The sequence below is a fragment of the Nisaea sp. genome (assembly GCF_965216895.1).
Lineage (GTDB): Bacteria > Pseudomonadota > Alphaproteobacteria > Thalassobaculales > Thalassobaculaceae > Nisaea.
On record NZ_OZ244205.1, the window covers coordinates 351,655 to 374,529 of the forward strand.

The 22,875-nt window shown below is 62.9% G+C and carries 22 protein-coding genes; 15 read left to right on the forward strand and 7 right to left on the reverse strand.

The window, feature by feature from the left end; all coding sequences use genetic code 11:
• The first annotated feature begins 270 nt into the window (after positions 1-270).
• Positions 271-2,646, forward strand: a complete 2,376-nt coding sequence (locus ACOOE1_RS01610; RefSeq protein WP_420404598.1) for a transketolase-like TK C-terminal-containing protein — start codon at positions 271-273, stop codon at positions 2,644-2,646.
• Positions 2,647-2,652: 6 nt separating this feature from the next.
• On the opposite strand, the gene ACOOE1_RS01615 is transcribed toward ACOOE1_RS01610, so the two are convergent.
• Positions 2,653-3,819 carry an NAD(P)/FAD-dependent oxidoreductase gene (locus tag ACOOE1_RS01615; protein ID WP_420404599.1) on the reverse strand — a complete coding sequence of 389 codons (1,167 nt, stop codon included), beginning with the start codon at positions 3,817-3,819 and terminating at the stop codon, positions 2,653-2,655.
• 469 nt (positions 3,820-4,288) lie between these two features.
• On the opposite strand from ACOOE1_RS01615, the gene ald reads away from it, so the two are divergent.
• The 3 genes from ald (at position 4,289) to ACOOE1_RS01630 (ending at position 6,420) form a co-directional block, all read left to right on the forward strand.
• On the forward strand, positions 4,289-5,407 hold the full coding sequence (ald, locus tag ACOOE1_RS01620) for an alanine dehydrogenase (RefSeq protein ID WP_420406394.1): 1,119 nt from the start codon (positions 4,289-4,291) through the stop codon (positions 5,405-5,407).
• A 150-nt stretch (positions 5,408-5,557) separates the two neighbouring features.
• Positions 5,558-5,848, forward strand: coding sequence for a flagellin (locus tag ACOOE1_RS01625; RefSeq protein ID WP_420404600.1), 291 nt, complete (start codon positions 5,558-5,560; stop codon positions 5,846-5,848).
• 215 nt (positions 5,849-6,063) lie between these two features.
• Positions 6,064-6,420, forward strand: coding sequence for a hypothetical protein (locus ACOOE1_RS01630; protein WP_420404601.1), 357 nt, complete (start codon positions 6,064-6,066; stop codon positions 6,418-6,420).
• A gap of 10 nt (positions 6,421-6,430) precedes the next feature.
• Here ACOOE1_RS01630 and ACOOE1_RS01635 read toward each other — a convergent pair whose 3' ends face one another.
• On the reverse strand, positions 6,431-7,708 hold the full coding sequence (locus ACOOE1_RS01635) for an NAD(P)/FAD-dependent oxidoreductase (RefSeq protein ID WP_420404602.1): 1,278 nt from the start codon (positions 7,706-7,708) through the stop codon (positions 6,431-6,433).
• Positions 7,709-7,802: 94 nt separating this feature from the next.
• Between ACOOE1_RS01635 and ACOOE1_RS01640 the strand changes: the two genes are divergently transcribed.
• From ACOOE1_RS01640 to ACOOE1_RS01655, 4 genes are read left to right on the forward strand one after another with little or no spacing between them, the layout of a single operon-like run.
• On the forward strand, positions 7,803-9,146 hold the full coding sequence (locus ACOOE1_RS01640; RefSeq protein ID WP_420404603.1) for a glutamine synthetase family protein: 1,344 nt from the start codon (positions 7,803-7,805) through the stop codon (positions 9,144-9,146).
• Positions 9,139-10,131 (forward strand): alpha/beta fold hydrolase, encoded by a 993-nt coding sequence (locus tag ACOOE1_RS01645; protein ID WP_420404604.1) that lies wholly within the window; start codon positions 9,139-9,141, stop codon positions 10,129-10,131. The genes ACOOE1_RS01640 and ACOOE1_RS01645 overlap by 8 nt, the downstream gene beginning before the upstream one ends.
• 48 nt (positions 10,132-10,179) lie before the next feature.
• Positions 10,180-10,362 (forward strand): hypothetical protein, encoded by a 183-nt coding sequence (locus ACOOE1_RS01650; protein ID WP_420404605.1) that lies wholly within the window; start codon positions 10,180-10,182, stop codon positions 10,360-10,362.
• 36 nt (positions 10,363-10,398) lie between these two features.
• A complete protein-coding gene (locus ACOOE1_RS01655) occupies positions 10,399-11,196 on the forward strand; it encodes an SDR family NAD(P)-dependent oxidoreductase (RefSeq protein ID WP_420404606.1) in 798 nt (265 codons plus the stop codon).
• On the opposite strand, the gene ACOOE1_RS01660 is transcribed toward ACOOE1_RS01655, so the two are convergent.
• On the reverse strand, positions 11,197-12,306 hold the full coding sequence (locus ACOOE1_RS01660; protein WP_420404607.1) for an AbrB family transcriptional regulator: 1,110 nt from the start codon (positions 12,304-12,306) through the stop codon (positions 11,197-11,199).
• 81 nt (positions 12,307-12,387) lie between these two features.
• A complete protein-coding gene (locus ACOOE1_RS01665; protein ID WP_420404608.1) occupies positions 12,388-13,362 on the reverse strand; it encodes a succinylglutamate desuccinylase in 975 nt (324 codons plus the stop codon).
• Between the two features lie 204 nt (positions 13,363-13,566).
• On the opposite strand from ACOOE1_RS01665, the gene ACOOE1_RS01670 reads away from it, so the two are divergent.
• The 6 genes from ACOOE1_RS01670 to ACOOE1_RS01695 all read left to right on the forward strand — a co-directional run bounded on the left by ACOOE1_RS01670 (position 13,567) and on the right by ACOOE1_RS01695 (position 19,780).
• A complete protein-coding gene (locus tag ACOOE1_RS01670; RefSeq protein WP_420404609.1) occupies positions 13,567-15,177 on the forward strand; it encodes an ABC transporter substrate-binding protein in 1,611 nt (536 codons plus the stop codon).
• A gap of 75 nt (positions 15,178-15,252) precedes the next feature.
• The gene (locus ACOOE1_RS01675; RefSeq protein ID WP_420404610.1) at positions 15,253-16,230 is read left to right on the forward strand and encodes an ABC transporter permease; all 978 of its coding nucleotides are present in this window, start codon (positions 15,253-15,255) and stop codon (positions 16,228-16,230) included.
• On the forward strand, positions 16,227-17,162 hold the full coding sequence (locus tag ACOOE1_RS01680) for an ABC transporter permease (RefSeq protein ID WP_420404611.1): 936 nt from the start codon (positions 16,227-16,229) through the stop codon (positions 17,160-17,162). The genes ACOOE1_RS01675 and ACOOE1_RS01680 overlap by 4 nt, the downstream gene beginning before the upstream one ends.
• An 11-nt stretch (positions 17,163-17,173) precedes the next feature.
• A complete protein-coding gene (locus ACOOE1_RS01685) occupies positions 17,174-18,154 on the forward strand; it encodes an ABC transporter ATP-binding protein (RefSeq protein ID WP_420404612.1) in 981 nt (326 codons plus the stop codon).
• Between the two features lie 14 nt (positions 18,155-18,168).
• On the forward strand, positions 18,169-19,185 hold the full coding sequence (locus tag ACOOE1_RS01690; RefSeq protein WP_420404613.1) for an ABC transporter ATP-binding protein: 1,017 nt from the start codon (positions 18,169-18,171) through the stop codon (positions 19,183-19,185).
• A gap of 253 nt (positions 19,186-19,438) precedes the next feature.
• Positions 19,439-19,780 carry an N-formylglutamate amidohydrolase gene (locus ACOOE1_RS01695; protein WP_420404614.1) on the forward strand — a complete coding sequence of 114 codons (342 nt, stop codon included), beginning with the start codon at positions 19,439-19,441 and terminating at the stop codon, positions 19,778-19,780.
• Here ACOOE1_RS01695 and ACOOE1_RS01700 read toward each other — a convergent pair.
• Positions 19,768-19,956 (reverse strand): hypothetical protein, encoded by a 189-nt coding sequence (locus tag ACOOE1_RS01700; RefSeq protein WP_420404615.1) that lies wholly within the window; start codon positions 19,954-19,956, stop codon positions 19,768-19,770. The genes ACOOE1_RS01695 and ACOOE1_RS01700 overlap by 13 nt on opposite strands.
• A gap of 145 nt (positions 19,957-20,101) precedes the next feature.
• Complete coding sequence (locus tag ACOOE1_RS01705) at positions 20,102-20,860, reverse strand: NAD kinase (RefSeq protein WP_420404616.1); 759 nt, start codon at positions 20,858-20,860, stop codon at positions 20,102-20,104.
• A gap of 296 nt (positions 20,861-21,156) precedes the next feature.
• On the opposite strand from ACOOE1_RS01705, the gene ACOOE1_RS01710 reads away from it, so the two are divergent.
• Complete coding sequence (locus ACOOE1_RS01710) at positions 21,157-21,531, forward strand: molybdopterin-guanine dinucleotide biosynthesis protein A (protein WP_420404617.1); 375 nt, start codon at positions 21,157-21,159, stop codon at positions 21,529-21,531.
• Positions 21,532-21,790: 259 nt separating this feature from the next.
• On the opposite strand, the gene moaA is transcribed toward ACOOE1_RS01710, so the two are convergent.
• Entirely contained in the window at positions 21,791-22,783 is a 993-nt protein-coding gene (gene moaA, locus ACOOE1_RS01715; protein WP_420404618.1) for a GTP 3',8-cyclase MoaA, read from the reverse strand.
• Positions 22,784-22,875: the final 92 nt, after the last annotated feature.

Genomic DNA, 22,875 nt, shown 5'->3' on the forward strand with positions numbered 1-22,875 from the left:
GAATCGCGCAGAGCATCCTGCATTTCCCGGAGTCAGCTCGCCAAACCTTCTATTTCTCCGGCGGTCCCGCAAGCAAGGGGGAAATGGTTCGCTCATGCCTCGCGCAGGCTCTACGGGGAAAGAAAGTTCCGTTTACCGCTGGCTCACTAGAAAACCCGCTTGGTGCGGAGCGATATTCGTTCGATCCTTGCGTCTTGATCTGCGCCTATCGACACATTATTTCGCCGGCAGCATATTCCCCCGGTCAATGACCGATAGGAAGGGGCGGCAATGGGCCTGCTGGAACCGCAAGACAAGATCGAAACCCTGCGCGAACTGGAGAAAAAAGTGCTCTGGCTGGCGATGTGGATGATCCACAATGCCAACCATGTCCGGCCCTCGCGCGACGGCATCAAGGTCGGCGGGCACCAGGCGTCCTGCGCGTCCGTCGCGACCCTCATGACGGCGCTGTATTTCGACGTTCTGAAGCCGCAGGACCGGGTTGCCGTAAAGCCGCATGCGAGCCCGATCTTCCATGCCATCCAGTATATGATGGGACGGCAGGACCAGTCGGCGCTGGAGCGCTTCCGGGCGCTCGGCGGCGCGCAGTCCTATCCTTCGCGCACAAAGGACCGCGACGAGGTGGATTTCTCCACCGGTTCGGTGGGCCTCGGCGTTGCGATGACGCTCTTCGCCTCGATGGTGCAGGACTATGTCCGCCTGCATCACCTGATTCAGGACCAGGGCCTGCAGCAGCAGCCGGCCGGCCGGATGATCGCCGTCATGGGCGATGCCGAACTCGACGAGGGCAATATCTACGAGGCCATGCTCGAGGGCTGGAAATACGACGTCCGGAATGTCTGGTGGGTGATCGACTACAACCGCCAGAGTCTCGACGGCGTGGTCTCGGACGGCCTGTTCCAGAAGATTCGGCAGTTCTTCGGAACCGTCGACTGGAACGTCAACATGCTGAAATACGGCAAGAAGCTGCAGCGGGTCTTCGAGATGCCGGGGGGCGACGTGCTGGAGAACTGGATCGACGAGTGCCCGAACGATCTCTACAGCGCGTTGACTTTCAAGGGACAGTCCGGGGCGGACACCACCTGGCGCGACCATCTGAAGAAGGACCTGCGCGGGGTGAAGGGGATCAAGGCAATCCTCGACGAGCATGATGATCATGCCCTGCACGAGCTGATGACGAACCTCGCCGGGCACGACATGGAGTCGGTGTTGGAGAGTTTCCACGGGGTGAAGGACGACAGCCCGCAATGCTTCATCGCCTACACGGTGAAGGGCTTCAACACGCCGCTGGCGGGTCACAAGGACAACCATGCGGGGCTTATGACTCCGGAGCAGATGGAAATGTTCCGCTCCGGCATGGGGGTGCCGGAAGGCGGCGAGTGGGATCCGTTTGCGCATCTCTCCATTCCGAAGGAGGAGGTTCGTGACTATGTCGCCGGCGTGTCCTTCAATCGCGGCGGATCGCGCGTCCATCAGGCCGACAGGGTCGAGTTGCCTGACAGTCTCGCGACCAAGAAACAGACCCGGACCTCGACCCAGCAGGCATTCGGCGCGGTGCTGAACGAGCTGGCGCGCGGCAATTCGGCGCTGGCGTCCAGGCTGGTCACGACCTCGCCGGACGTGACGGTCTCGACCAATCTCGGCCCCTGGGTGAACCAGCGCGGTATCTTCAGTCTCGACATGCGGAACGACGTGTTCCGGGACGAGAAGGTGGCCTCGGCGCAGAAATGGCTGCGCCATGGCGGTGGCCAGCATTTCGAACTTGGCATCGCGGAGAGCAATCTCTTCATCATGCTGGGGGCGCTCGGCCTCTCGGGGCCGCTTTTCGGGACGCGACTGCTGCCGGTCGGAACGCTCTACGATCCCTTCATTCAGCGCGGTCTCGATTCGCTGAATTATGCCTGTTACCAGGACGCCCGATTCATGGTGGTGGCGACCCCGTCGGGCATCTCGCTGGCGCCGGAGGGCGGCGCGCACCAGTCGGTCTCGACGCCGCTGATCGGCATGGGGCAGCCGGGCCTTACCAGTTTCGAGCCGACCTATGCGGACGAGCTGGCGGAGATCATGCGCTGGAGTTTCGCGCATATGCAGGCCGACGATGGCGGTGCGGTCTATCTCCGGCTATCGACCCGGCCGCTGGAACAGCCGGAGCGCGAGATCACGGACGATCTGCGCGATGACATCGTTTCAGGTGGCTACTGGTTGCGCGAACCGGCCGAGGACGCCCCGGCGGTGATCGTCTTCACCGGCGCGGTGGTCCCTGAGGTCCTGCAGGCCTGCGAGATGCTGGAAGAGGAATTGCCGGGCGTCGGCGTGCTCGCGGTCACCAGCGCGGACCGGCTCTATTCCGGCTGGCAGTCCCGTATCCGGCGCCCGGAGGCACCGAAATCGCATCTGGAAAAGCTGATGGGCGATCTCGGGCCGGACGTGCGCATCGTCACCGTGCAGGATGGCCATCCGGCGAACCTGAGCTGGATCGGCAGCGCGCTCGGCCGGAGGCTGTTCCCCCTCGGTGTCACCGGCTTCGGCCAATCCGGCGATCTTCCGGACCTCTACCAGACCCACGGCATCGACGCCGAAGCCATCATGGATGCGGTGGCGGCAGCCTGCGTGGATACGGCACGGGGCACGCCGATGGCGGTCTGAGGCGTCTCAGGCGAAATCGGCCTTCAGTTTGTAGCGTGGAATCGGGTGATCCCAGTCGCCGCCCTCCATCAGGCGGGCGGCGGCGTAGCCCCAGTCGTCCGAGCCTTTTGCGCCCTTGCCGTTGCCGCAGATCGCGACGGCGAGATGGTCGCCCGCAACGAAGTCGATATAAGGCAGCCCGGAAGTGCTGTAGGTCGTCACGCAGGTGTCGGTATGCCGCTCCGGACAGTCCTTCAGGATCGGAATGAGGCGTTCGAGCACGTCAGTGAATTCCAGTCTATTCCGTTCCGAGCCGGCGGATCTGAACCAGGCGTCGAGCTCCTCGCGGGAGCCGAGCCGGGCATCCGCTTCGGTGCCTATCCCGATCTTCACGTAGGAATGCCCGTCCGGATAGCGGATCGGCGGCAGTATGTAGGAGCCGGCAAACGTCTCGATGACGGTCGGCATATGCTCTAGAACCTCCGCTGCCGCGTCGGTAACCCTGAACAGGACGACGGTTCGGGCATAAACCTTGGTGGCCAACGGTCGCGGCAGCAGCTTGCAGGCGGTGGTGTAGCCGCCGGTCGCGATGAGGACCCGTTCCGCTTCGAAGGTCCGGCCGTCGTCCGTGGTGACGTCCACGCTCGAGCCTTTAACGTCTATCGCCGTAACCGTCGCGCGTATGACCTCTGCTCCGTTCTTCTCCGCCAGCGCGGACTGTGCCCTGACCAGCGCACGCGGGCTGATATGGCCGGCGGTTTGGGTTTCCCGGATCCCTGCGCAATCGTTCGGCAAAGAGAGAAAGGGGTAGAGCTCGCGCATCGCGGCCGCGTCGATCACCGTTGTGTTGCCGCCATTTTCCCGCGCGAGTGCGACCGTGGCTCTGGTGTTCACGTCTTCCGAGCCGACAATGCCGAGGAATCCGCTGGGGGTGAAGAAATCGATCCCGCTTTCGGCTTCTATCTCCGGATAGCGCGCGATCGAGCGTGTGGCGGTCAGCGACCATTCCGGCACCGGATCATAGATCCGGGTCAGCCGCCCCTCGTCGTAGTGACTGGCGAATACGCCGTCGTGGGACATCCGGTCCGCCGGCTCGTCGGGGCCGATCACTGCCACGCCGTCCTGCCAGGACGAGAGGTGACGCGCTGCCGCGGACCCGATCAGGCCGCGTCCGACGATGATATGGCGATACATAGGACACGCTCCGGCGAGTGAAACCGGCAAAGCCTAGTCCCGATCCGGAAGCGCATCCAGCCCAAGCACCCGCATCCCGTGAATTGGAGGCAAGAATAAGCCGATGGCCCGCCTCCGCGCCGGCTAGACGACCAGCCGCGGAAGGGCCGCACTGAGCCAGACGAGAACGTTCAGCACGATGGCGCCGAGAATGACGCAGGATCGCTTGAGGTTGTAGGCTTCGACGGTCATGACCCTCTCCCCATGCCATTTCGCCTCTTCAAGGGAAGTCGGGCGGCGGCACTTCGTGTGAACAGCCTGGGCAGCGACACTATCGCTGACAATCGAAATCCTCGTGACCGATCGTGATCGTTCTGTGACCGGATAAGGGCAGCTATTCCGCGAATCCGATTGTCTAACTTGACAGTCATCCTCGCGCGGCGGACACAGGTTGAAACAAGCATGCCCAACATGCAGGGGAGGAATGGCAGTGCTGATCGGTGTTCCAAAGGAAATCAAGACAGACGAGAACCGGGTCGGCCTGATCCCGTCCAGCGTGCGCGAACTTGTCCATCACGGGCACAAGGTCCTGATCGAGACCCATGCCGGTTACGGCATCGGGCTCGATGACGAGCATTATCTCGCCGCCGGGGCCGAGATCGTCCAGACCGCCGAGGAGATCTTCGCGCGGGCGGACATGATCGTGAAGGTGAAGGAACCGCAGCCGGTGGAGTGCCGGATGCTCCGCGAGGGCCAGATCCTCTTCACCTATCTTCACCTCGCGCCCGACCTGCCGCAGACGACGGGACTGATCGAGAGCGGCGCCATCGCCATCGCCTACGAGACCGTGACCAATGCGCGCGGCGGCCTGCCCCTGCTGGCGCCGATGAGCGAGGTCGCCGGCCGCATGGCGATCCAGGCCGGTGCCCACTGTCTCGAGAAGGCGCAGGGCGGCAGCGGCACGCTGCTCGGCGGCGTCCCCGGCGTACCGGCGGGCAATGTCGTTGTGATCGGCGGCGGCGTCGTCGGCACCAACGCGGCGCGCATGGCGATGGGGCTGGAGGCCAAGGTCACGGTCATCGATCGCAGCCTCGAACGGCTCTACGAACTCGACCTGCAGTTCGGTCCGATCCTGAACACGATCTATTCCACGGTGGATGCCATCGAGGAGCATGTGCTGCAGGCGGACCTGGTCGTCGGTGCGGTCCTTGTGCCCGGAGCCGCCGCCCCGAAACTGGTGACGAGAGAGCTTGTCGCGAAGATGCGCCGTGGCGCGGTGCTGGTCGATGTCGCGATCGACCAGGGCGGCTGCTTCGAGACGTCGCGTCCGACGACCCACAGGGAGCCGACCTATCTGGTCGACGATGTCGTGCATTACTGCGTCGCCAACATGCCCGGCGGCGTCGCGCGAACCTCGACCTTCGCCCTGAACAACGCGACCCTGCCGTTCGTGATCGCGCTGGCCGACAAAGGGCACCGTCAGGCGCTCGCCGACGACAGGCATCTGCTGAACGGCCTCAATGTCCATCACGGCGAGGTCACCTACAAAGCGGTCGCCGAGGCGCACGGACTCGCGTTCAAGGCTCCGGAGGAGGCATTGGGCCTCTGACCGGAGCGGACAGGAAGGGATCGTGCGAAGAAAATTTTCGTAATCAAGAAAGTGCCTGGAGTGTCACTCTAAAAATTGTGTGATAGAAATTGCGCGCCTAGAAGAGGCGCAGAACTATCCCTCAATTGACGTCCAGAACGGACAATAGATGTGGCTGTAACGCATTCGATCACGACGGACGTATACGTCGTGGAGGCTCTGGACACTGTCGGAAACGTGCTTGCCGGACTTGCCGCCTCGGCGCGCTATATCGAATCCCAGATCTCTTTCAATGAATCGGTCTCCAATGCGACGGAGGAGGGGCTTGGCAATATTGTGGATGCCGATCTGGCGCGCGGTGCGGCAGAGGTCACGGCGTTACAGGTTCAGCAACAGCTCGCTATTCAAACCCTCGGCATTGCCAACCAGAGGCCGAACGCCCTGCTTTCACTATTTTCATAGAGCCGGAGTGGCGGTTGCGTACAGCATGGCGTCAGTTATTTTCAAAGTATTTAAAATTATAGATAAATCGTCTTTTAATTATTTGATTTATTAAAGATAAAATTATTGAAGCCTGTCTGATCTCTGCATAACATTCGGCTGGATTTCGCGAGTTACCAGCCAGTGCAAAGTACCGGCCCGCGGAAATTGCCTCGTTTCCAGAAAGGAGACCGGACATGACCGACCTCATGAACCCGGACGGCGTGACGGACGAGTCGGCAAGCGACTCAAAGACGCGCGGCATACGTCAATCGTCACATCTGAAACGCTTTGAAGGCGCGGCTGCGTTGCGCCTTGCGAGCGAGGCGGAACTTGCCGTCGTGGCGCATGCTCTGTCCCTGGAATCCGAGGCGCCGGACTTGTTCGAAAGCCGCTCACGGCAGAAGGCCGGTGACAGTGACGTCCATCTCGGACCGAAGGCCGCGCTTGTTCTGGCGTCCGCGGTGCGACGCCGCCTGGCTCATCAGGCTCTCGGAATCGCGAACCGGGATCCGCGGCGGATCGGAAAGCTGCTTCGCAAGAAAGCGCTCTAGGTCTCGTCCGCTATTTCGACAATCCGACCATGTCGCGCAGCTTGAACCAGGCCATGCCGAGGGCTAGCACTGCCTGTCGCGCCGGACCGCCGGGAAAACGGTAGTTCGGCAGCCGGGAAAAGACGTCGAAACGTTCCGCATCGCCCGCGGCAGCCTCGGCGATGAGCTTGCCGGCGAGACCGGTGAGGGCGACGCCGTGTCCCGAAAGACCCTGTGCATAATAGATATTGCTGTCGACCCGCCCGAAATCCGGCATCCGTGTAACCGTGATGGCTAGTTTGCCCGACCAGCAATACTCCATGTCGATGTTCGAGAGTTCCGGATAGACGCCGGCCATGCGCTTGCGGAGCGCCGCCGACGCGTTGTTCAGCGGGCGTCCGGAATAGCTTGCGAGACCACCGAACAACAGGCGGCCGTCCGGTGTCTTGCGGAAATAGTTCAGCGCGGTGTTGGAATCGGCCACCGCCTCGTTGCCGGGCAGGATCCGGGCCTGCTGATCGGCCGTGAGCGGAGCGGTCGCGGCCACCGCACTCAGAACAGGTGCGATGCGGTATTCGATCTCCGGCACCAGTCCGCCGAGATAGGCGTTTCCGGCGAGAACCACCATGCGCGCGGTCACACGCCCGCGCGCGGTCTCCAGGACGGGCCGCGTGCCGCGCTGAAGACACGTCACCCGGCTCGCTTCGAACAGGCGCGCGCCGGCGTTTTCGGCAGCCCGTGCCAGGCCGCGCAGGTAGGCGAGCGGATTGATGTGTCCGCTGCCCCGTTCCAGCAGGGCGGCGCGGTAGATGTCCGATCCGGTCGCGGCAGCGGTATCTCCGGCATCGAGCATGCGAATGTCCGCGAAGCCGTAGGTGCCCGACCAGCTTTCCGCCAGTTCCAGCAGTCCTCCGGCCTGACGGGCATTGAGCGCTGCATGGAGATAACCACGTCGGTAGTCTGCGGCAATGCCATGCCGCTCGATCCGGAGGTTGATGTCGGTAACGGCTTCCGTTCCCATTTGCCAGATGGTCTTGGCCGCTTCGCGACCGACCGCGCGCTCGAACGTGGTCATGTCGCAGCCGTAGCCCATGACGATCTGGCCGCCGTTGCGTCCGGAAGCGCCGTCGCCGATGCGCCCCGCTTCCAGCAGCACGGTCGAATATCCGCGCTCGGCGAGCTGCAACGCCGCGCAGACGCCGGTCAGTCCGCCGCCGACTATGCAGGCATCCGCGTCTATTTCGCCCGCCAGTGATGGACGCTGCTCGAACTCGGGAGTGGTTGCGTGATAATAGGTTAGGTCGGTCATCGCGGTGGCCCGGAGTGGGAATGCCCTGCCATTACCACGCCCGCCAAATCAGGGCGAGCCGGATGATCTCCTTGCAACTGCTCCTGGAGCACACATGTCGGTCGATCTGAAGACCTGGATCAGTGAAAGACGTATTACGGAAGTCGAATGCATGGTTTGCGACCATGCGGGCATTCCACGCGGCAAGATCCTTCCCGCCGCAAAATTTCTCGACGGGCTCGGGGAGCGGGGACTGCGTCTTCCGGAAGGCATCTTCGGGCAGGATGTCACCGGCGACTATATCGAGGAAAAGGATCTCGACCCGCGCCGCAGCGACATATTTCTGGTGCCGCAGGCCGACACGATCCGGATGGTCCCCTGGTACAAGGAACCGACCGCCCAGGTCATCAACGACGCCTTCTATGCAGACGGCTCGCCGGTCGATATCGCGCCGCGGAGTGTTCTGAAGAAGATCATCGCACTCTACACGGAAAAAGGCTGGCGGCCCGTCGTGGCGCCGGAGCTCGAGTTCTTCCTGGTGAAAGTAAACCCGGATCCCGACTATCCTCTGGAGCCGCCGATCGGCCGTTCCGGGCGTCCTGAGACCGCGCGCCAGGCTTTCGGTATCGATGCGGTGAACGAGTTCGATCCGCTGTTCGAGGACATTTACGATTACTGCGAGGCGCAGGCGATCGATATCGACACGCTGAGCCACGAGTCCGGCGCGGCGCAGATGGAGATCAACTTCAACCACGGCGACCCGCTTGAACTCGCGGATCAGGCCTTTCTCTTCAAGCGCACCGTCCGCCAGGCCGCACTCGACCACAACGTCTACGCGACCTTCATGGCGAAACCGATGCAGGACGAGCCCGGAAGCGCGATGCACGTGCATCAGAGTGTCTATGATGCGCTGACGGGCAGAAACCTGTTCGCCAACGCCGACGGCAGCCATTCAGAAGATTTTCTGCATTTCATCGGCGGGCTGCAAAAATACCTTCCGGCCGCTTTGCCTTTCCTCGCGCCCTATGTGAACTCCTATCGCCGTCTCGTGCCGGACAGTGACGCACCGATCAACATGCATTGGGGAGTCGACAACCGCACCACCGGTTTGCGGGTGCCGATATCGCCCGCGGATCAGCGGCGCGTGGAGAACCGGGTCGCCGGTGCCGATGCCAATCCCTACCTAGCGATGGCGGCATCTCTTGCCTGCGGCTATCTCGGTCTGGTCGAGAAGATCGAGCCGTCTGCCCCGATCGACACAAGCGCTTATGCGTTGGCGGCGAAGCTGCCGCGTCATCTTGAGGATGCGCTGACCCGTCTCAACCGGGCGAAGCCGTTGAAGGAGATCCTGGGGCGGCGCTTTGTCGACGTTTTCACTGCCGTGAAGATCGCCGAGTCGAACGCCTACCAGAAGGTCATCAGTGCCTGGGAACGGGAGTACTTGCTGCTCAATGTCTGAGGCCGTCGATCCGGGTCCCCTGCCGACAATCGAAAGCATCGGCGGGACTGTCGATTTTCCCGTCATGTCCGACGGGGTGCGGATCCGGATCGCGCGGTTCCCGGCGGGCGCGGACAGTCCGGCGGGTACGGTGCTCATGCTCCCGGGCTTTACCGAATTCGTCGAGAAGGCTCTGGAAAGCATCGGCGAACTGATGGCGCGCGGCTACGGGGTGATCACGCTGGATTGGCGCGGGCAGGGGTTGTCCGACCGGTTGGCCGCCAACCGGCGCATGGGGCATATCGCCGATATGGGGCACTTCCTGAACGATCTGGAGGAGGTGCTTCGCCTTGTGCGGTTCCGGGACCTGCCGGGGCCGCGCATCCTCTACGGCCATTCCATGGGGGGGCATCTCGCGCTCCGGGCGGCGCACGACCACCCAGACCTGTTCGAGCGCGTCATCCTCTCGGCGCCGATGGCGGGGATCGAGACCGGGATCTGGCCGAGATACATCGCTCATGGTCTTGCGAAGGCGGCCGTCGGTCTCGGATTCGGGGCATACTACGTGCCGGGGACCGGACCTTACAGCGACAAATATCGTGGCTTCGAAGGCAACCCGCTTACCAGCGACCCGGTCCGCTTCGCGCGCATCCATGCGCAGATCGATGCCAATCCCGACGTGGCTCTCGGCGGGCCGAGTTACCAGTGGTTCTATTCCGCGTTGAGGTCTCTCAAGCTGGTCAACCGGCGGTCCTACCTTTCGAAAATCTCCATCCCGGTACTTTTGCTGAGCGCGGAGCATGAGTGGATTGTCTCCAACGCCGCGCAGAGAACGGTCGCGGCCATGCTGCCGGACTGTCGGTTGGTGAGCTGCGCCGGTGCCCGCCATGAGCTTCTGCTGGAGCGTGACGAGGTCCGCCGCGCGGTCTGGGCGGAGATCGACGCCTTTCTCGGCTCTGGAGGGAGCGGGTCTCCCTGCCCGCTTCCGCAATCGCCGGATGCGTGATTAGAATACGGGCAGGGACATCAGAATCCCGGCTCCGGAGGACCCGCCATGCTGCAGATAGAGCGCATCTTCGCCAGATTTACCGTCTGGCTCTGCGACCTCTTCGAACTGACCCAGGTCGATATCGACCGTTACAAGGAGCGTGAGTTCGGGATCACGCCGGTGCCGCATCATGTCGAGAGCGCGCGTGCGGCCGAGCGGGCGCAGATGGTGGTGCGTTTCCGCCGATGAACCGAGTTTGAAATCTCCAGGGGGAGGGAGAGGCTCATGGGACGCGTGGAGGACAAGGTCGCGATCGTCACGGGAGCCGGATCTATCGGACCCGGCTGGGGCAACGGCAAGGCGAGCGCGACATTGATGGCGCGCGAGGGCGCCAGGGTGGTTTGCGCAGACATCAATCTCGAGGCGGCGGAGGAGACCCGGTCGATCATCGAGGGCGAGGGTGGGGAAGCGATCGCCGTGCGCTGCGACGTGTCCTCGAAGGAGGAGGTCGCGGCGATGACCGACGCGGCGCTCTCGGCCTTTGGCGGGATCGACATCCTGCACAACAATGTCGGAATCGCCGTCGTCGGGGGTGTCGAGGGCACGGATTTCGATACTTGGGACCGGGTTACCAACGTAAACCTGACCAGCGCCTTTCTCTGCACCCGGGCCGCCGTTCCGCACATGCTCAAGCGCGGCGGCGGGGCCATCGTCCATACCTCCTCGATCGCCGGGATCCGGCATACCGGCGTCGACTACATCACCTACTCGACGACCAAGGGTGCGCTGATCCCGTTCTCGCGTTCCGTGGCGCTGGAATATGCCAGCCGCAACATCCGCTCGAATTGCGTTCTGCCGGGGCTGATGAAGACGCCGATGATCGAGGTCGGGCTACCGGACGCCTATTCCGAGGGCGATATCGAGGAGATGTACCGGATGCGCGACGCGCAATGCCCGATGGGGCATATGGGAGATGCCTGGGACGTCGCCCGCGCGGTGCTGTTTCTCGCCTCCGACGAGGCGCGATATGTCACCGGCACCGAGCTCGTCGTCGACGGAGGCATCACCGCCAAGTTCGGCTGATCAGAACCAGCGCCGGATGATTTTGAAGGCGAGCGGCGCGAGCAGCACAATGAAGGCGATGCGGAACAGGTGATGGGTCGCGACGAAGGCGACGTCCTGGCCGATGCCGAGCGCCACCATGCTCATTTCCGCGAGTCCGCCCGGTGCGTAGGCCAGTACCAGTACGTACCAGGGAATGCCGGTCAGATCCTGAAGCAGGAAGCCGGCGGCAACCGCAGTCGCGAGCAGGATGATCGAGGCGCCGGCAGAGGTACCGATGATTCTCACGACCTCGCCGACCCTGGTGCCGGTGAAGCGGCAGCCGACGCCGGTGCCGATAACGACCTGCGCGGCGGCAATCAGCAGGCTCGGCGGCGCACTCTCGCTCCAGCCCGTCAAATGCACGACCAGGCTGAGAATCATGGCGCCGAGCAGCGGCGCGGCCGGCAGCTTCAGGCGCTTGGCGATGATGGGGCCGACGATGGCGCAGCCGGCCATCAGGACCCATTCATGCGCCGGCAGGTCGAATCCGTTGCCCGGCGGCAGCATGCCCGCCTGCGGCTGATAGCCGCCGAAGATCCGGAACAGGAACGGGATGATCATCACCACGATCAGAATGCGCGAGGCATGGGTCAGGGCGATGATCCGGTCGTCTCCGCCCATCGCCTTGCCGACGATGACCATCTCGTTCAGACCGCCCGGCGAAGAGGAGAAATAGGCCGTGACGGGATCGTATCTCGCGACCTTCCGGAGAAACAGCAGCACCAGCAGCAGGGCGACGATACCGTAGACAAACAGTCCGGTGACGGAAATGCCCCATTTGCCGAGATGATCGAGGAGTTCGGGTTTGAACGCGCTTCCGAGCATGACACCGAGGATGGCGATCATCACCATCCGCAGGCGCTGCGGCAGGCCGATATCGAGGCCGGCGATGGAGCAGATCGTGGTCGCGATCATCGCTCCCATCATCCAGGGCAGCGGCAGTCTCAGCCAGGCGAAGAGAAACCCGCCTGCGGTTCCTATTGCGAGGGCGACGAGCGCCTTGCGCAAGCCATGCCGATCATCACCGCCCGATGCCTCGGAGCCGGAAGAGTCGGGTTCGTTGGCGCCGGGCGCCTTGGAGTCGGTCAATATGTATCTCGCTCCGGCGGGCGCCGGGCGCTCTCTCGGTAAGGGGGAAATCTCGTGCCAGCATAAAGCGGGAGAGGGCTCTTATTCAACAAAGCGCCCGAGTCTGACCGCGGTCAGACCCCGGCTGAGACGGCGCGTCGGCATAATGAGAATGCAGTCGTCATTGGGCGTTCGGATCGGCGTCCCGCCGTCGCGCCCAATCTCCGTACCTGCTTCGGGGATGATCTCCATGCCCCTGTAATCGTCATGGAACCGGAAGGAATCGGTGTTCACCGTGACGACCCTGACGATTTCGACGACTCTCTGCGGGGGCGGACGCCCCGCACCGCAATGGCGGATGACGGTCTCCTCGTCGATCTGACCCACGGCATGGAGAAAGCGGTAGGTCGCGTCGATTGCAACCTCGGCTGCGGCCTTCGACCAGTGCTGCCCGCATTCAAGCAGAAGCGCGGCCCGTGGATCCCGCGGGTCGTCGAAGAAATCGTAATCGCGCAGGCGCCGTCCGGCGGCGTGACCGGCATCGAGGACGATCAGAGGCGGCACGCCGACCTTTTCCGCGAGCTCCCGTCCTTTCGCATGTCGCCCGGCGAGCACAAGCGGACCGGTCGCATGTTGCATCGAATGCAGATCGAGCAAGATCTCGGAGCTCGAGACGAGCGGGCGTATCTCGCGGGCTCTCGCCCGTTCCAGACTGCGCCGTCCGTCTTCGAGCGCGTCGGGGTCCCAGATCCGGTTGAAATCCTCGTCGATGAACCTGGAGAGCGCCGGATAATCGGCCCTGAACTCGGCATAGGCGGCCACATTGCAGAAGCCCAGCGTGAGGGTTCCGCGGTTCGGCCGGATCTCGTTGCGGAAGAGGTGATCGAGCGCAATCGCACCGCAAAGCTCGTTGCCATGAACCAGCGCCGTGATCAGTACGTTCGGACCGGTCCGGCCGGACGCGAAGGTTGTGAAATAAGGAACGCCAGTATTCCCCGACTCGTAGGCGGAGATATCCGGGGACTCGAGCTCGACGGGGTAGTGATCCGAGAGGGCGGCCGGGGCGGCATCAGACATGCGATGGTCCTTTTGCTGGTGCGCAGCCGGACGATGTGACAATCGTAACGCGAAGGCCTTGGCGACGACAAGAGAAGGCGTCAACTCAAGGCGGAGCGGCCTTGCGGAGCGGAGTTTAATGCGCCATGCTCTGCGCTCTCATAAGTGCCGGAATTTTTTGAAACCGGTGCAAAATCAATGTGTGACTGACGACAGGAGGCAGGGATGAAGGCACTGCGCAGGCTTGGTCTTGCGGCCGTGGCGGTATCCGCTATGACCACGAATGTTCTGGCCGCCGATATCGTGATCGGTATTCGGTCCGAACCGTCCTCGATGGACCCGTATTTTCACAATCTGACGCCGAACAACGCCATGATCGGGCATGTGTTCTCGCGTCTCGTCGAGTTCGACGAGAACCAGCAGATCTTCGGCGGTATCGCCGAATCATGGAAGCCCGTGAACGACACGACCTGGGAGTTCAAGCTCCGCGAGGGCATCAAGTTCCATGACGGCTCCGATCTCACCGTCGATGACGTGATCTTCTCCTTCGAGCGCGCCGACAATTACGAAGGTGGCAACTCGAGCTTCCGGACCTACACCAAGGGCAAGAAGCTGGTGAAGGTCGACGATCTGACGCTCCATGTCGTTACCGAGAAGCCCTATCCGCTGATGGCGAACGATCTGACCACGGTCATGATCATGTCCTCGGAAGCCAAGGGCACCGACAGCTCCGGTAAGAACAAGGGCATCTCGGCCAAGGATTTCAACGACGGCACCGCGACGATCGGTTCCGGTCCGTACAAGTTCGTCGAATGGAAGAAGGGCGAGGAGATCGTTCTCGAGAAATTCGACGGCTATGTCGGCGAGATCGCGCAGCCCTGGGACAAGGTGACCTTCAAGTTCATCAAGTCCGAACCGGCCCGTGTCGCGGCCCTGCTGGCGGGCGACGTGGATGCGATCGACAATGTCCCGACGGTCGATATCGAGCGGCTGAAGAAGGAATCGCGGCTCAATCTCAGCTCCGGTATCTCCAACCGGGTGATCTATCTGCACCTCGACCAGTTCCGCGACAAGTCGCCGTTCGTCACCGACAAGGATGGCAACCCGCTGTCCTCCAATCCGCTGAAGGACGCGCGCGTTCGCAAGGCGCTCTCCCTGATGATCAACCGCGAAGCGATCGTGGAGCGGGTCATGGAAGGCGTGGCGATTCCGGCCGGCCAGTTGCTGCCGAAGGGCTTCTTCGGCGTCTCGCCGAACCTGAAGCCGGACCCCTACGATCCGGCTGCGGCAAAGAAGCTGCTGGCGGAAGCGGGCTATCCCGACGGTTTCGCGCTGACCGCGCACGGCCCGAACGACCGCTACATCAACGATGCGAAGATCCTGGAAGCGATCGGTCAGCTGTTCACTGCGAACGGCATCCCGACCAAGGTCGAGACCATGACCAAGAACGTCTTCTTCAAGCGGGCGTCTTCGGGTGCGAACGGGCTGCCGGAATTCAGCCTGGTGCTGGTCGGCTGGGGCTCCGGCACGGGTGAGGCCTCCTCGCCGCTGAAGTCTCTGCTCGCGACGCATGACAAGGACAAGGGCATGGGGGCATCCAACCGCGGACGTCATTCCAACCCGAAGATGGATGCGCTGCTGGACGAGGCTCTGGCGACGGTCGACGATGCCAAGCGTGAGAAGCTCCTGGCCGAGGCGACCGATGTCGGCATCGGCGAGGACATGGGCATCATCCCGCTGCACTACCAGGTGAATACCTGGGCGTCGAAGAAGGGCATTACCTACACGCCGCGGACCGACGAACGGACCACGGCTTACGACTTCAAGCCCGAATAAAGAGAAACTTTGGCGGCCGGCCGATGCGTCTGCATCGGCCGGCCGACGTCAACCATGCTGGTGTCGGGATAACGGATGACCGTTTTCATCATTCGCCGCTTGCTGCAGGCGGCCTTGGTTATGCTCATCATGTCGCTTCTGGTCTTCGGCGGCGTGTTTCTCGTCGGCGACCCCGTCGAAATGCTGGTTGCGGACGATGCGGACCAGGCGGAGCGGCAGGCGATCATCAAGTCCATGGGGCTGGATCTGCCCTTCTACATGCAATACCTGCGCTTCATCGGAAATGCGCTGCAGGGTGACATGGGCAATTCCTTCGTCTTCCAGGAGCCGGCGATGGAGCTGATCCTGGAACGGATGCCGGCAACCTTCGAGCTCGCCGTCGCCGCACTGCTGATCGCGGTGGTCATCGGCATTCCCCTCGGCATCTATGCCGGTCTGAAAGCGAATTCGTGGATTTCCAAGAGCATCATGACGGCCTCGATCCTCGGCTTCAGCGTGCCGACATTCTGGGTCGGGATCATGATGATCCTGTTCTTCGCCGTGATGCTGGAATGGCTCCCGTCCTTCGGCCGCGGCGAAACGGTCGATCTGTTCGGTATTCCGGTCAGTTTCCTGACCGCCGACGGCCTGCTGCACCTGATTCTTCCCGCGGTCAATCTGGCACTCTTCAAGCTCTCGATGGTGATCCGTCTCGCACGGGCGGGTACCCGGGAGGTCGTGCACCAGGATTACATCAAGTTCGCCCGCGCCAAGGGGCTCAGTACCGGGCGGATCATCGGCGTGCACCTGTTCAAGAACATCATGATTCCGGTCGTGACCGTTCTCGGCCTCGAGTTCGGCGGCCTGATCGCGTTCTCGGTCGTCACCGAGACGGTGTTCGCCTGGCCGGGCATGGGCAAGCTGCTGATCGATTCGATCGGCTTTCTCGACCGTCCGGTGATCGTGGCCTATCTGCTGTTCGTGGTCGGGCTCTTCGTGTTCATCAACCTGGTCGTTGACGTTCTCTATTCCGTGCTCGATCCGCGCGTCCGCCTCCAGGAGGTGAAGTCATGACGGCTGTCCAAGACGATACCGAAATCGGCACCGCCGGCGCGGCGAAGCCGATCTCGGAAGGCGAGACGCCGTTCCGCCGTTTCCTCGCCGACTATGCCGAAAGCAAGGTCGCCGTCGCAGGGGCGTTCGGCGTGCTGATCGTGCTTCTGATCGCACTGTTCGGCCCCTGGATCTCGCCGACCGATCCGTACGATCTCGCCTCGGTCACCTTCATGGACAACCGTCTCCATCCGGGCGGGACCATGGGCAGCGGCGTGACCGCCATGCTCGGGACCGACGGCCTCGGCCGGGACATGGTCAGCGCCATGATCTACGGTCTCCGGATCAGCCTCGGCGTCGGCATAGGCAGCGGTATCATCGCGCTCGTCATCGGTGTCAGCTTCGGTCTTTGCGCCGCCTATTTCGGCGGCAAGGTCGATACCGTGATCATGCGCGTGGTCGATATCCAGCTGAGCTTCCCGGCGATTCTCATCGCCCTGGTGCTGCTCGCCACACTCGGCAAGGGGATCGACAAGATCATCGTCGCCCTTGTGCTGGTGCAGTGGGCCTATTACGCCCGGACCGTGCGCGGCTCCGCGCTGGTCGAGCGCCGGCGGGAATATATCGAGGCCGCGACCTGCCTCGGCCTCTCGAAACGGCGGGTGATCTTCGGTCACATGCTGCCGAACTGCCTGCCACCGCTGATCGTGGTGGCCACCATGCAGGTGGCGCACGCGATCCTGCTGGAAGCGACCCTGTCCTTCCTCGGCCTCGGCCTGCCTGTGACCGAACCGTCGCTCGGCCTGCTGATCGCGAACGGTTTCGAATACATGATGAGCGGCGAATACTGGATCAGCGTCTATCCCGGCCTGGCCCTGCTGTTCACCATCGTCACGATCAACGTCGTCGGCGACCGTCTGCGCGACGTTCTCAATCCCCGCCTGCAGAAATAGGACCAGGTCAGATGAGCGATCAGGCGACCCTCGAGGTCCGCAATCTCCAGACCCATTTCTTCACCAAGGCCGGCGTCGTCAAGGCGGTGAACGATGTCAGTTTCTCCGTCGGCAAGGGCCAGATCCTCGGCCTCGTCGGTGAATCCGGATCCGGCAAGACGGTGACCGGCTTTTCCATCCTGGGGCTCGTCGACGAGCCGGGTCGGGTGGTCGGCGGCGAGATCCTCTATCGCGGCGAGAACCTCGTCGGCGCGAGCCAGGAGCGGATGCGCAAGCTGCGCGGCAACAATGTCGCGATGATCTTCCAGGATCCGATGATGACCCTGAACCCGGTGCTGCGCATCGACACCCAGATGATCGAGGCGATCAAGGCGCATCACGGCGTGAGCGACGACGAGGCACGTCAGCGTGCTCGCGACGCACTCGGCCAGGTCGGCATCCCGTCGCCGGACGAGCGGCTGAAGAGTTATCCGCACCAGTTCTCCGGCGGCATGCGCCAGCGCGTGGCGATCGCCATCGCGCTGCTGAACAAGCCGGACCTGATTGTCGCGGACGAGCCGACGACAGCGCTCGACGTCACCATCCAGGGCCAGATCCTCTACGAGGTGCAGAAACTTTGCGCCGAGACGGGGACGGCGATGATCTGGATTACCCATGACCTGTCGGTTGTCGCCGGCCTCGCGGATGAGGTTGCGGTGATGTATGCAGGCCGGGTCGTCGAGGCCGGCAAGGTGGATGACGTGTTGGACGCGCCGATGCATCCCTATACCGCCGGACTGATCGGCTCCGTGCCGAGTCGCAATGCGCGCGGCAAACGCCTGCTGCAGATCCGGGGGATGACGCCGTCGCTGCTGAACCTGCCGGAGGGCTGTGCCTTCGCGGCACGCTGCGATTATGCGACCGCGGCCTGCGAGCAGCCGCCGGCGCTAGCGGCGGGCCAGGGCGGGCGCCAGATCCGCTGCCATCATCCGCTCGTGGCGGAGGCTGTCTGATTATGGCGATGGAAATGGATAAAGCAGAAGGCACTGCGGCGCCGATTGTCCGTCTCGAGGGCATTTCGAAGCGCTTCACCAAACATCTCGATCTCGCGGCCAAGATCGGCCAACGGCTTGGCGCGAATGTCCGGGAGGAGACGGTTCACGCCGTCGACGACGTCTCGCTCTCGATCGCCGACGGAGAGGTGGTCGGACTGGTCGGCGAGTCGGGTTGCGGCAAGTCGACGCTCGGCCGCGTGGTGGCCGGTGTGCATGAGCCGAGCGACGGGCGCATGTATTACCGGGGCCGGGACGTCACCGACCTCAAGGGAGCCGATGCGCGCGATGCGCAGCTCAAGATCCAGATGATCTTTCAGGATCCGATGAGCTCGCTGAACCCGCGCCTGCGCGTGCGTGACATTATCGGCGAGGCACCCAGGGTGCACGGCATCGTCAAGCCGAACGAGGTCGAGGATTACGTCCAGAGCGTAATGCTGCGGGTCGGGCTCGATCCGAGCTACGTGCGGCGCTATCCGCATCAGTTCTCCGGCGGTCAGCGTCAGCGTATCGGCATCGCCCGGGCGCTTGCGGTGAAGCCGGACTTCCTGGTTTGCGACGAATCCGTCGCGGCGCTCGACGTTTCGATTCAGGCCCAGGTCCTGAATCTCTTCATGGATCTGCGTGAGGACCTCAACCTCACCTATCTTTTCATCAGCCATGACCTGGGTGTGGTCGAGCATCTGAGCGATCGGGTTGTAATCATGTATCTCGGCCGCGTGGTCGAGAGCGCGCCGACTGCGGAGCTGTTCCGCGAGCCGAACCATCCCTATACCAAGGCGCTGCTCGACGAGGTGCCGCGGCTCGATACCCGCAAACGCACGTTCGTGCCGATCAAGGGCGAGATCCCGTCGCCGATCGATCCACCGCCGGGCTGTCATTTCCATCCCCGCTGCCCGCACGCGACGGAACGCTGCCGGACCGAACAACCGGTGCTGAAGGAAGTCGCGCCGGGGCGGATTTCGGCCTGTCACCTGAATGACGGCCTCTGAGGCTGGTGGCGACAACCGCGTCAGGCGGATCGCAGGGGTTCTGACCGCATACCAGCCCGCGGGCAACCTGGCGCCGGTTCTTTTCGTCTCGCCGCATTCCGGGCGCGCGATTTCGTCACCGCTCACGGTCGCCGGTCTCAGCCCGCATCGAGAGCGGCTACCGCCAGTACCATGCGGCAGTGAAGGACGGGCTGGATAGGTTGCATGCCGCGCACGGTGCGGTCTGGCATTCCATGAAGCCGGTCGGGGGGCAATGAACGTGGATGCGGGCGAGCCGCGGCCCGATTTCGTGATCAGCGACGTGGAAGGGCTGACGGTCGCGCCGGATCTCGCCGGAACCGTCGCCGACTGGTTCCTGAAGCGAGGTTACGCGGCGGCCGTGAACGCGCCCTACAAGGGTGCCGAGATGATCCGGCGGTACGGTGCGCCGGACAAGGGACGCCATTCCATCCAGATCGAAATCAACCGGAGGCTCTATCTCGATGCCGATCGGATGGTCGGGACTGAGGGATTCGCCGCATTGAAGCGGGATCCGGACGGGTTCGCTGCCTGGTTGGCCGGGTATGTCCGGGGACTGGCGGTTCAGCTTTCCTGACCGAGTGCCTTGCGGTGCTTTTCCGCGATCTCCTGAAGCTGCTCGATTCTTTTCTGAGCCTGCTTGGCGGTGCGTAAATAGCGCGCGGCCTTGCGCTTGCGTTCCTCGAGATAGGATTTCAAATCGTCCGAAGTCGTCGGACCGCTCTCGTCGACACTGTCCCAGTAACCGGCCATCCCTCATTTCCCCACGAAAGTAGAGTTCCGATTTCAACGTACTGATGTTTATACGCTAATTAGAAAAAGTAATCATTTCGTTAACGCATATTCACCTTGTTGGACGTCAGATCAGCCGAAGCGGACGCCTGAACCCGGGGCACGGTCAGGGAGCGAATTGTTCCTTCAGAACGCGTTCTTCCAGATTATGTTGTGGATCGTAGAGCAGGGTGAGCGGTATCGACCGGTCTTCGCGCACACGTACCCGGATCACATCGCGGACTTCGGTGGAGTCCGCAGTCGCGCTGACAGACCGCTTGCCAGGATCGAGCACATCGAACTGGATCTTTGCCTCGTGCGGCAGGAGGGCGCCGCGCCAGCGCCGGGGCCGGAAGGCGCTGATCGGCGTCAGGGCGAGCACGCCGGCGCCGAGCGGAATGATCGGCCCGTGGGCGGAGAGGTTGTAGGCGGTGCTGCCGGCTGGTGTCGCGACGAGGATGCCATCGCAGACCAGTTCCTCGAGACGTACGATGCCGTCGATGGTGATCCGGATCTTTGCGGCTTGCGCGGTCTGCCGGAGCAGCGAAACCTCGTTGATGGCAAGCGCCTGCTCGACGGTACCGTTCGCTTTCTCCGCCTCCATCCGGAGCGGATGGAGGATGACCTGCTGCGCCGCCTCGATCCGCGCCACGAGGTCCTCCGGGGAATACTCGTTCATCAGGAAACCGACAGTGCCACGGTTCATTCCGAAGACTTTCACGGGGCGGTCGAAATTGTCCCTCAGCGTATCCAGCATCTGCCCATCGCCGCCAAGAGCGACAATCACGTCCGCTTCGGCCTGCAGAACAGTGCCGTAACGGGCTGTAAGGGCTGCACAGGCTTCCTGGGCATCCGGCGCTTTGGAAGCGGTGAAAGCGATTTTCATGGGAGGCATTCTCGATCCGGATGCGGTTTCTGGACGCCCGGTTGAGCGCGGCGCGGTTGTTTCAGGCCTTTATTCGGTGCGTGCGACTATGCATGATCCATGGGGCATGATCCACGTGCAATCGCACATGGATGAAATGCGCTTGGACGATCGGGAACCGGGGGAATTTCGGGATGGCGATGAGCCGCGCAGGTGCGCCTTTATGGAGCGCGCTCCTATTCTTTGTACTGGCCTGCACGGGCGGCGAGCCCGCCTCCGCGGACTCGCGTCATGCAGGATACTATTATCCCGAGTCCGTGAGCGAGGAGCAGTATGTTTCCCGGGCGCAGAGTATCCCGCAGGCAACGCGCGAGAGCCGGCTCGCCTTTGTTTCCGGCGTGGCCAAGAGCGTGAGCGAGCGGCCCTATCCGCCGCAGCGGGCGATGTTCGCCAAGGGCGACGAGGCGGAGAAGCTCATCATCGTCAGTCTCTACGACAATCACATGACCACGCTCGCCCAGGCCCGTGCGGTCCTGGCCCTGATGACCGGGGTCGCGCGGACGACGCAGATCATGCGCGAGCTTCAGGTCGAGTCGATCTTCAATTTCCTCGATTTCTGCAAGATGCTCGGCTTCACCGAACTGACCGTCAGTGACGGACGGACCTACGCCCATCGCTTCGTGATCGAGTAGCGCTCCGGCAACTCATCGAAGCAGGTAAAGGCAGACCAGGAGCGCCCGCGGGTGGTGACCGGGCAGGGCAAGACCGCACCGGCCGGCCCTGCAGCATCCGAATGCCCCGAAGGTGTTCAGAGGGAGCTGGAACTGCATTTGCCGCAGGGCAAAGCTCTGGAACTGTCTGGTGCGCCGTCGCATGGCCGGGCCTCCGCATCGAAATGTTGCATGCGCAAGAGGGACAGCCTGAACCGTGTTTTCGTGAAGGTCGCTGTGACTAGCCGCCGGTGACGCTCATGTGCCGACTGACCGCGGGACCGTTGTGCCGGCGGTCTATGATGAAATCATGACCCTTGGGCTTGCGTGAAATGGCTTCCTCGATCGCGGCGATCAGCGGCTCGTTCCCTTCGCTTGCCCGGAGCGGCGCACGAAGGTCCGCGGCATCGTCCTGTCCGAGGCACATATAGAGCGTGCCGGTGCAGGTGAGGCGCACACGGTTGCAGCTTTCGCAGAAATTATGCGTGAGCGGCGTGATGAAACCGAGCCGTCCGCCGGTCTCGCCGACCTCGACATAGCGTGCCGGGCCGCCGGTCTTGTAGGGGATGTCTGTCAGCGTGAAACGTTCGGAGAGCTTCGCCCGGACGAGGGAGAGCGGCAGATACTGGTCCAGCCGGTCCTCTCCGCCGATATCGCCCATCGGCATGACCTCGATCACGGTCATGTCGTAACCGTTGTCGCCGCACCATTGCAGCATGTCGCCAAGCTCCGCATCGTTCACCCCCTTGAGGGCGACGGCGTTGATCTTGATGGCGAGACCGGCGCGTTTGGCAATTCCGATACCATCCAGCACCTGATCCAGCTTGCCCCAGCGGGTAATGCTCTGGAACTTCGCCGGGTCTAGCGTGTCGAGCGAGACATTCACCCGCCGGACACCGCAATCGTAGAGTTCGTGCGCGAAGCGGCCGAGCTGGCTGCCGTTCGTCGTCACCGTCACTTCCTCGAGCGCGCCACTTTCGAGATGGCGCTGCATGGCGCGGAAAAGGCTCATGATGTTGCGGCGAACGAGCGGCTCGCCGCCGGTGAAGCGCAGTTTTTTCACGCCGAGATCGACGAATGTCGAGCACAGCCGGTCCATCTCCTCGAGGGTAAGGAGATCCTTCTTCGGCAGAAAGGTCATGTTTTCGGACATGCAATAGACGCAGCGGAAGTCGCAGCGATCCGTCACCGAAACCCTGAGATAGCTGACGTCGCGTCCGAACGGATCGAGCATGTCTCCTCCCTGGCGGCCGACCGGGTCATTCGCGGCCGATATATACAGCCTGATATAGCGCCCAGCGTTTCCGCATTCAATATCGCGCTGAA

Coding starts and splice junctions, on each gene's coding strand:
- ACOOE1_RS01610 (WP_420404598.1), top strand. CDS start 271: ATGGGCCTGCTGGAACCGCAAGACAAGATCGAAACCCTGCGCGAACTG.
- ACOOE1_RS01615 (WP_420404599.1), bottom strand. CDS start 3,819: ATGTATCGCCATATCATCGTCGGACGCGGCCTGATCGGGTCCGCGGCA.
- ACOOE1_RS01630 (WP_420404601.1), top strand. CDS start 6,064: ATGACCGACCTCATGAACCCGGACGGCGTGACGGACGAGTCGGCAAGC.
- ACOOE1_RS01635 (WP_420404602.1), bottom strand. CDS start 7,708: ATGACCGACCTAACCTATTATCACGCAACCACTCCCGAGTTCGAGCAG.
- ACOOE1_RS01640 (WP_420404603.1), top strand. CDS start 7,803: ATGTCGGTCGATCTGAAGACCTGGATCAGTGAAAGACGTATTACGGAA.
- ACOOE1_RS01645 (WP_420404604.1), top strand. CDS start 9,139: ATGTCTGAGGCCGTCGATCCGGGTCCCCTGCCGACAATCGAAAGCATC.
- ACOOE1_RS01650 (WP_420404605.1), top strand. CDS start 10,180: ATGCTGCAGATAGAGCGCATCTTCGCCAGATTTACCGTCTGGCTCTGC.
- ACOOE1_RS01655 (WP_420404606.1), top strand. CDS start 10,399: ATGGGACGCGTGGAGGACAAGGTCGCGATCGTCACGGGAGCCGGATCT.
- ACOOE1_RS01665 (WP_420404608.1), bottom strand. CDS start 13,362: ATGTCTGATGCCGCCCCGGCCGCCCTCTCGGATCACTACCCCGTCGAG.
- ACOOE1_RS01670 (WP_420404609.1), top strand. CDS start 13,567: ATGAAGGCACTGCGCAGGCTTGGTCTTGCGGCCGTGGCGGTATCCGCT.
- ACOOE1_RS01675 (WP_420404610.1), top strand. CDS start 15,253: ATGACCGTTTTCATCATTCGCCGCTTGCTGCAGGCGGCCTTGGTTATG.
- ACOOE1_RS01680 (WP_420404611.1), top strand. CDS start 16,227: ATGACGGCTGTCCAAGACGATACCGAAATCGGCACCGCCGGCGCGGCG.
- ACOOE1_RS01685 (WP_420404612.1), top strand. CDS start 17,174: ATGAGCGATCAGGCGACCCTCGAGGTCCGCAATCTCCAGACCCATTTC.
- ACOOE1_RS01690 (WP_420404613.1), top strand. CDS start 18,169: ATGGATAAAGCAGAAGGCACTGCGGCGCCGATTGTCCGTCTCGAGGGC.
- ACOOE1_RS01695 (WP_420404614.1), top strand. CDS start 19,439: ATGAACGTGGATGCGGGCGAGCCGCGGCCCGATTTCGTGATCAGCGAC.
- ACOOE1_RS01700 (WP_420404615.1), bottom strand. CDS start 19,956: ATGGCCGGTTACTGGGACAGTGTCGACGAGAGCGGTCCGACGACTTCG.
- ACOOE1_RS01705 (WP_420404616.1), bottom strand. CDS start 20,860: ATGAAAATCGCTTTCACCGCTTCCAAAGCGCCGGATGCCCAGGAAGCC.
- moaA (WP_420404618.1), bottom strand. CDS start 22,783: ATGCTCGATCCGTTCGGACGCGACGTCAGCTATCTCAGGGTTTCGGTG.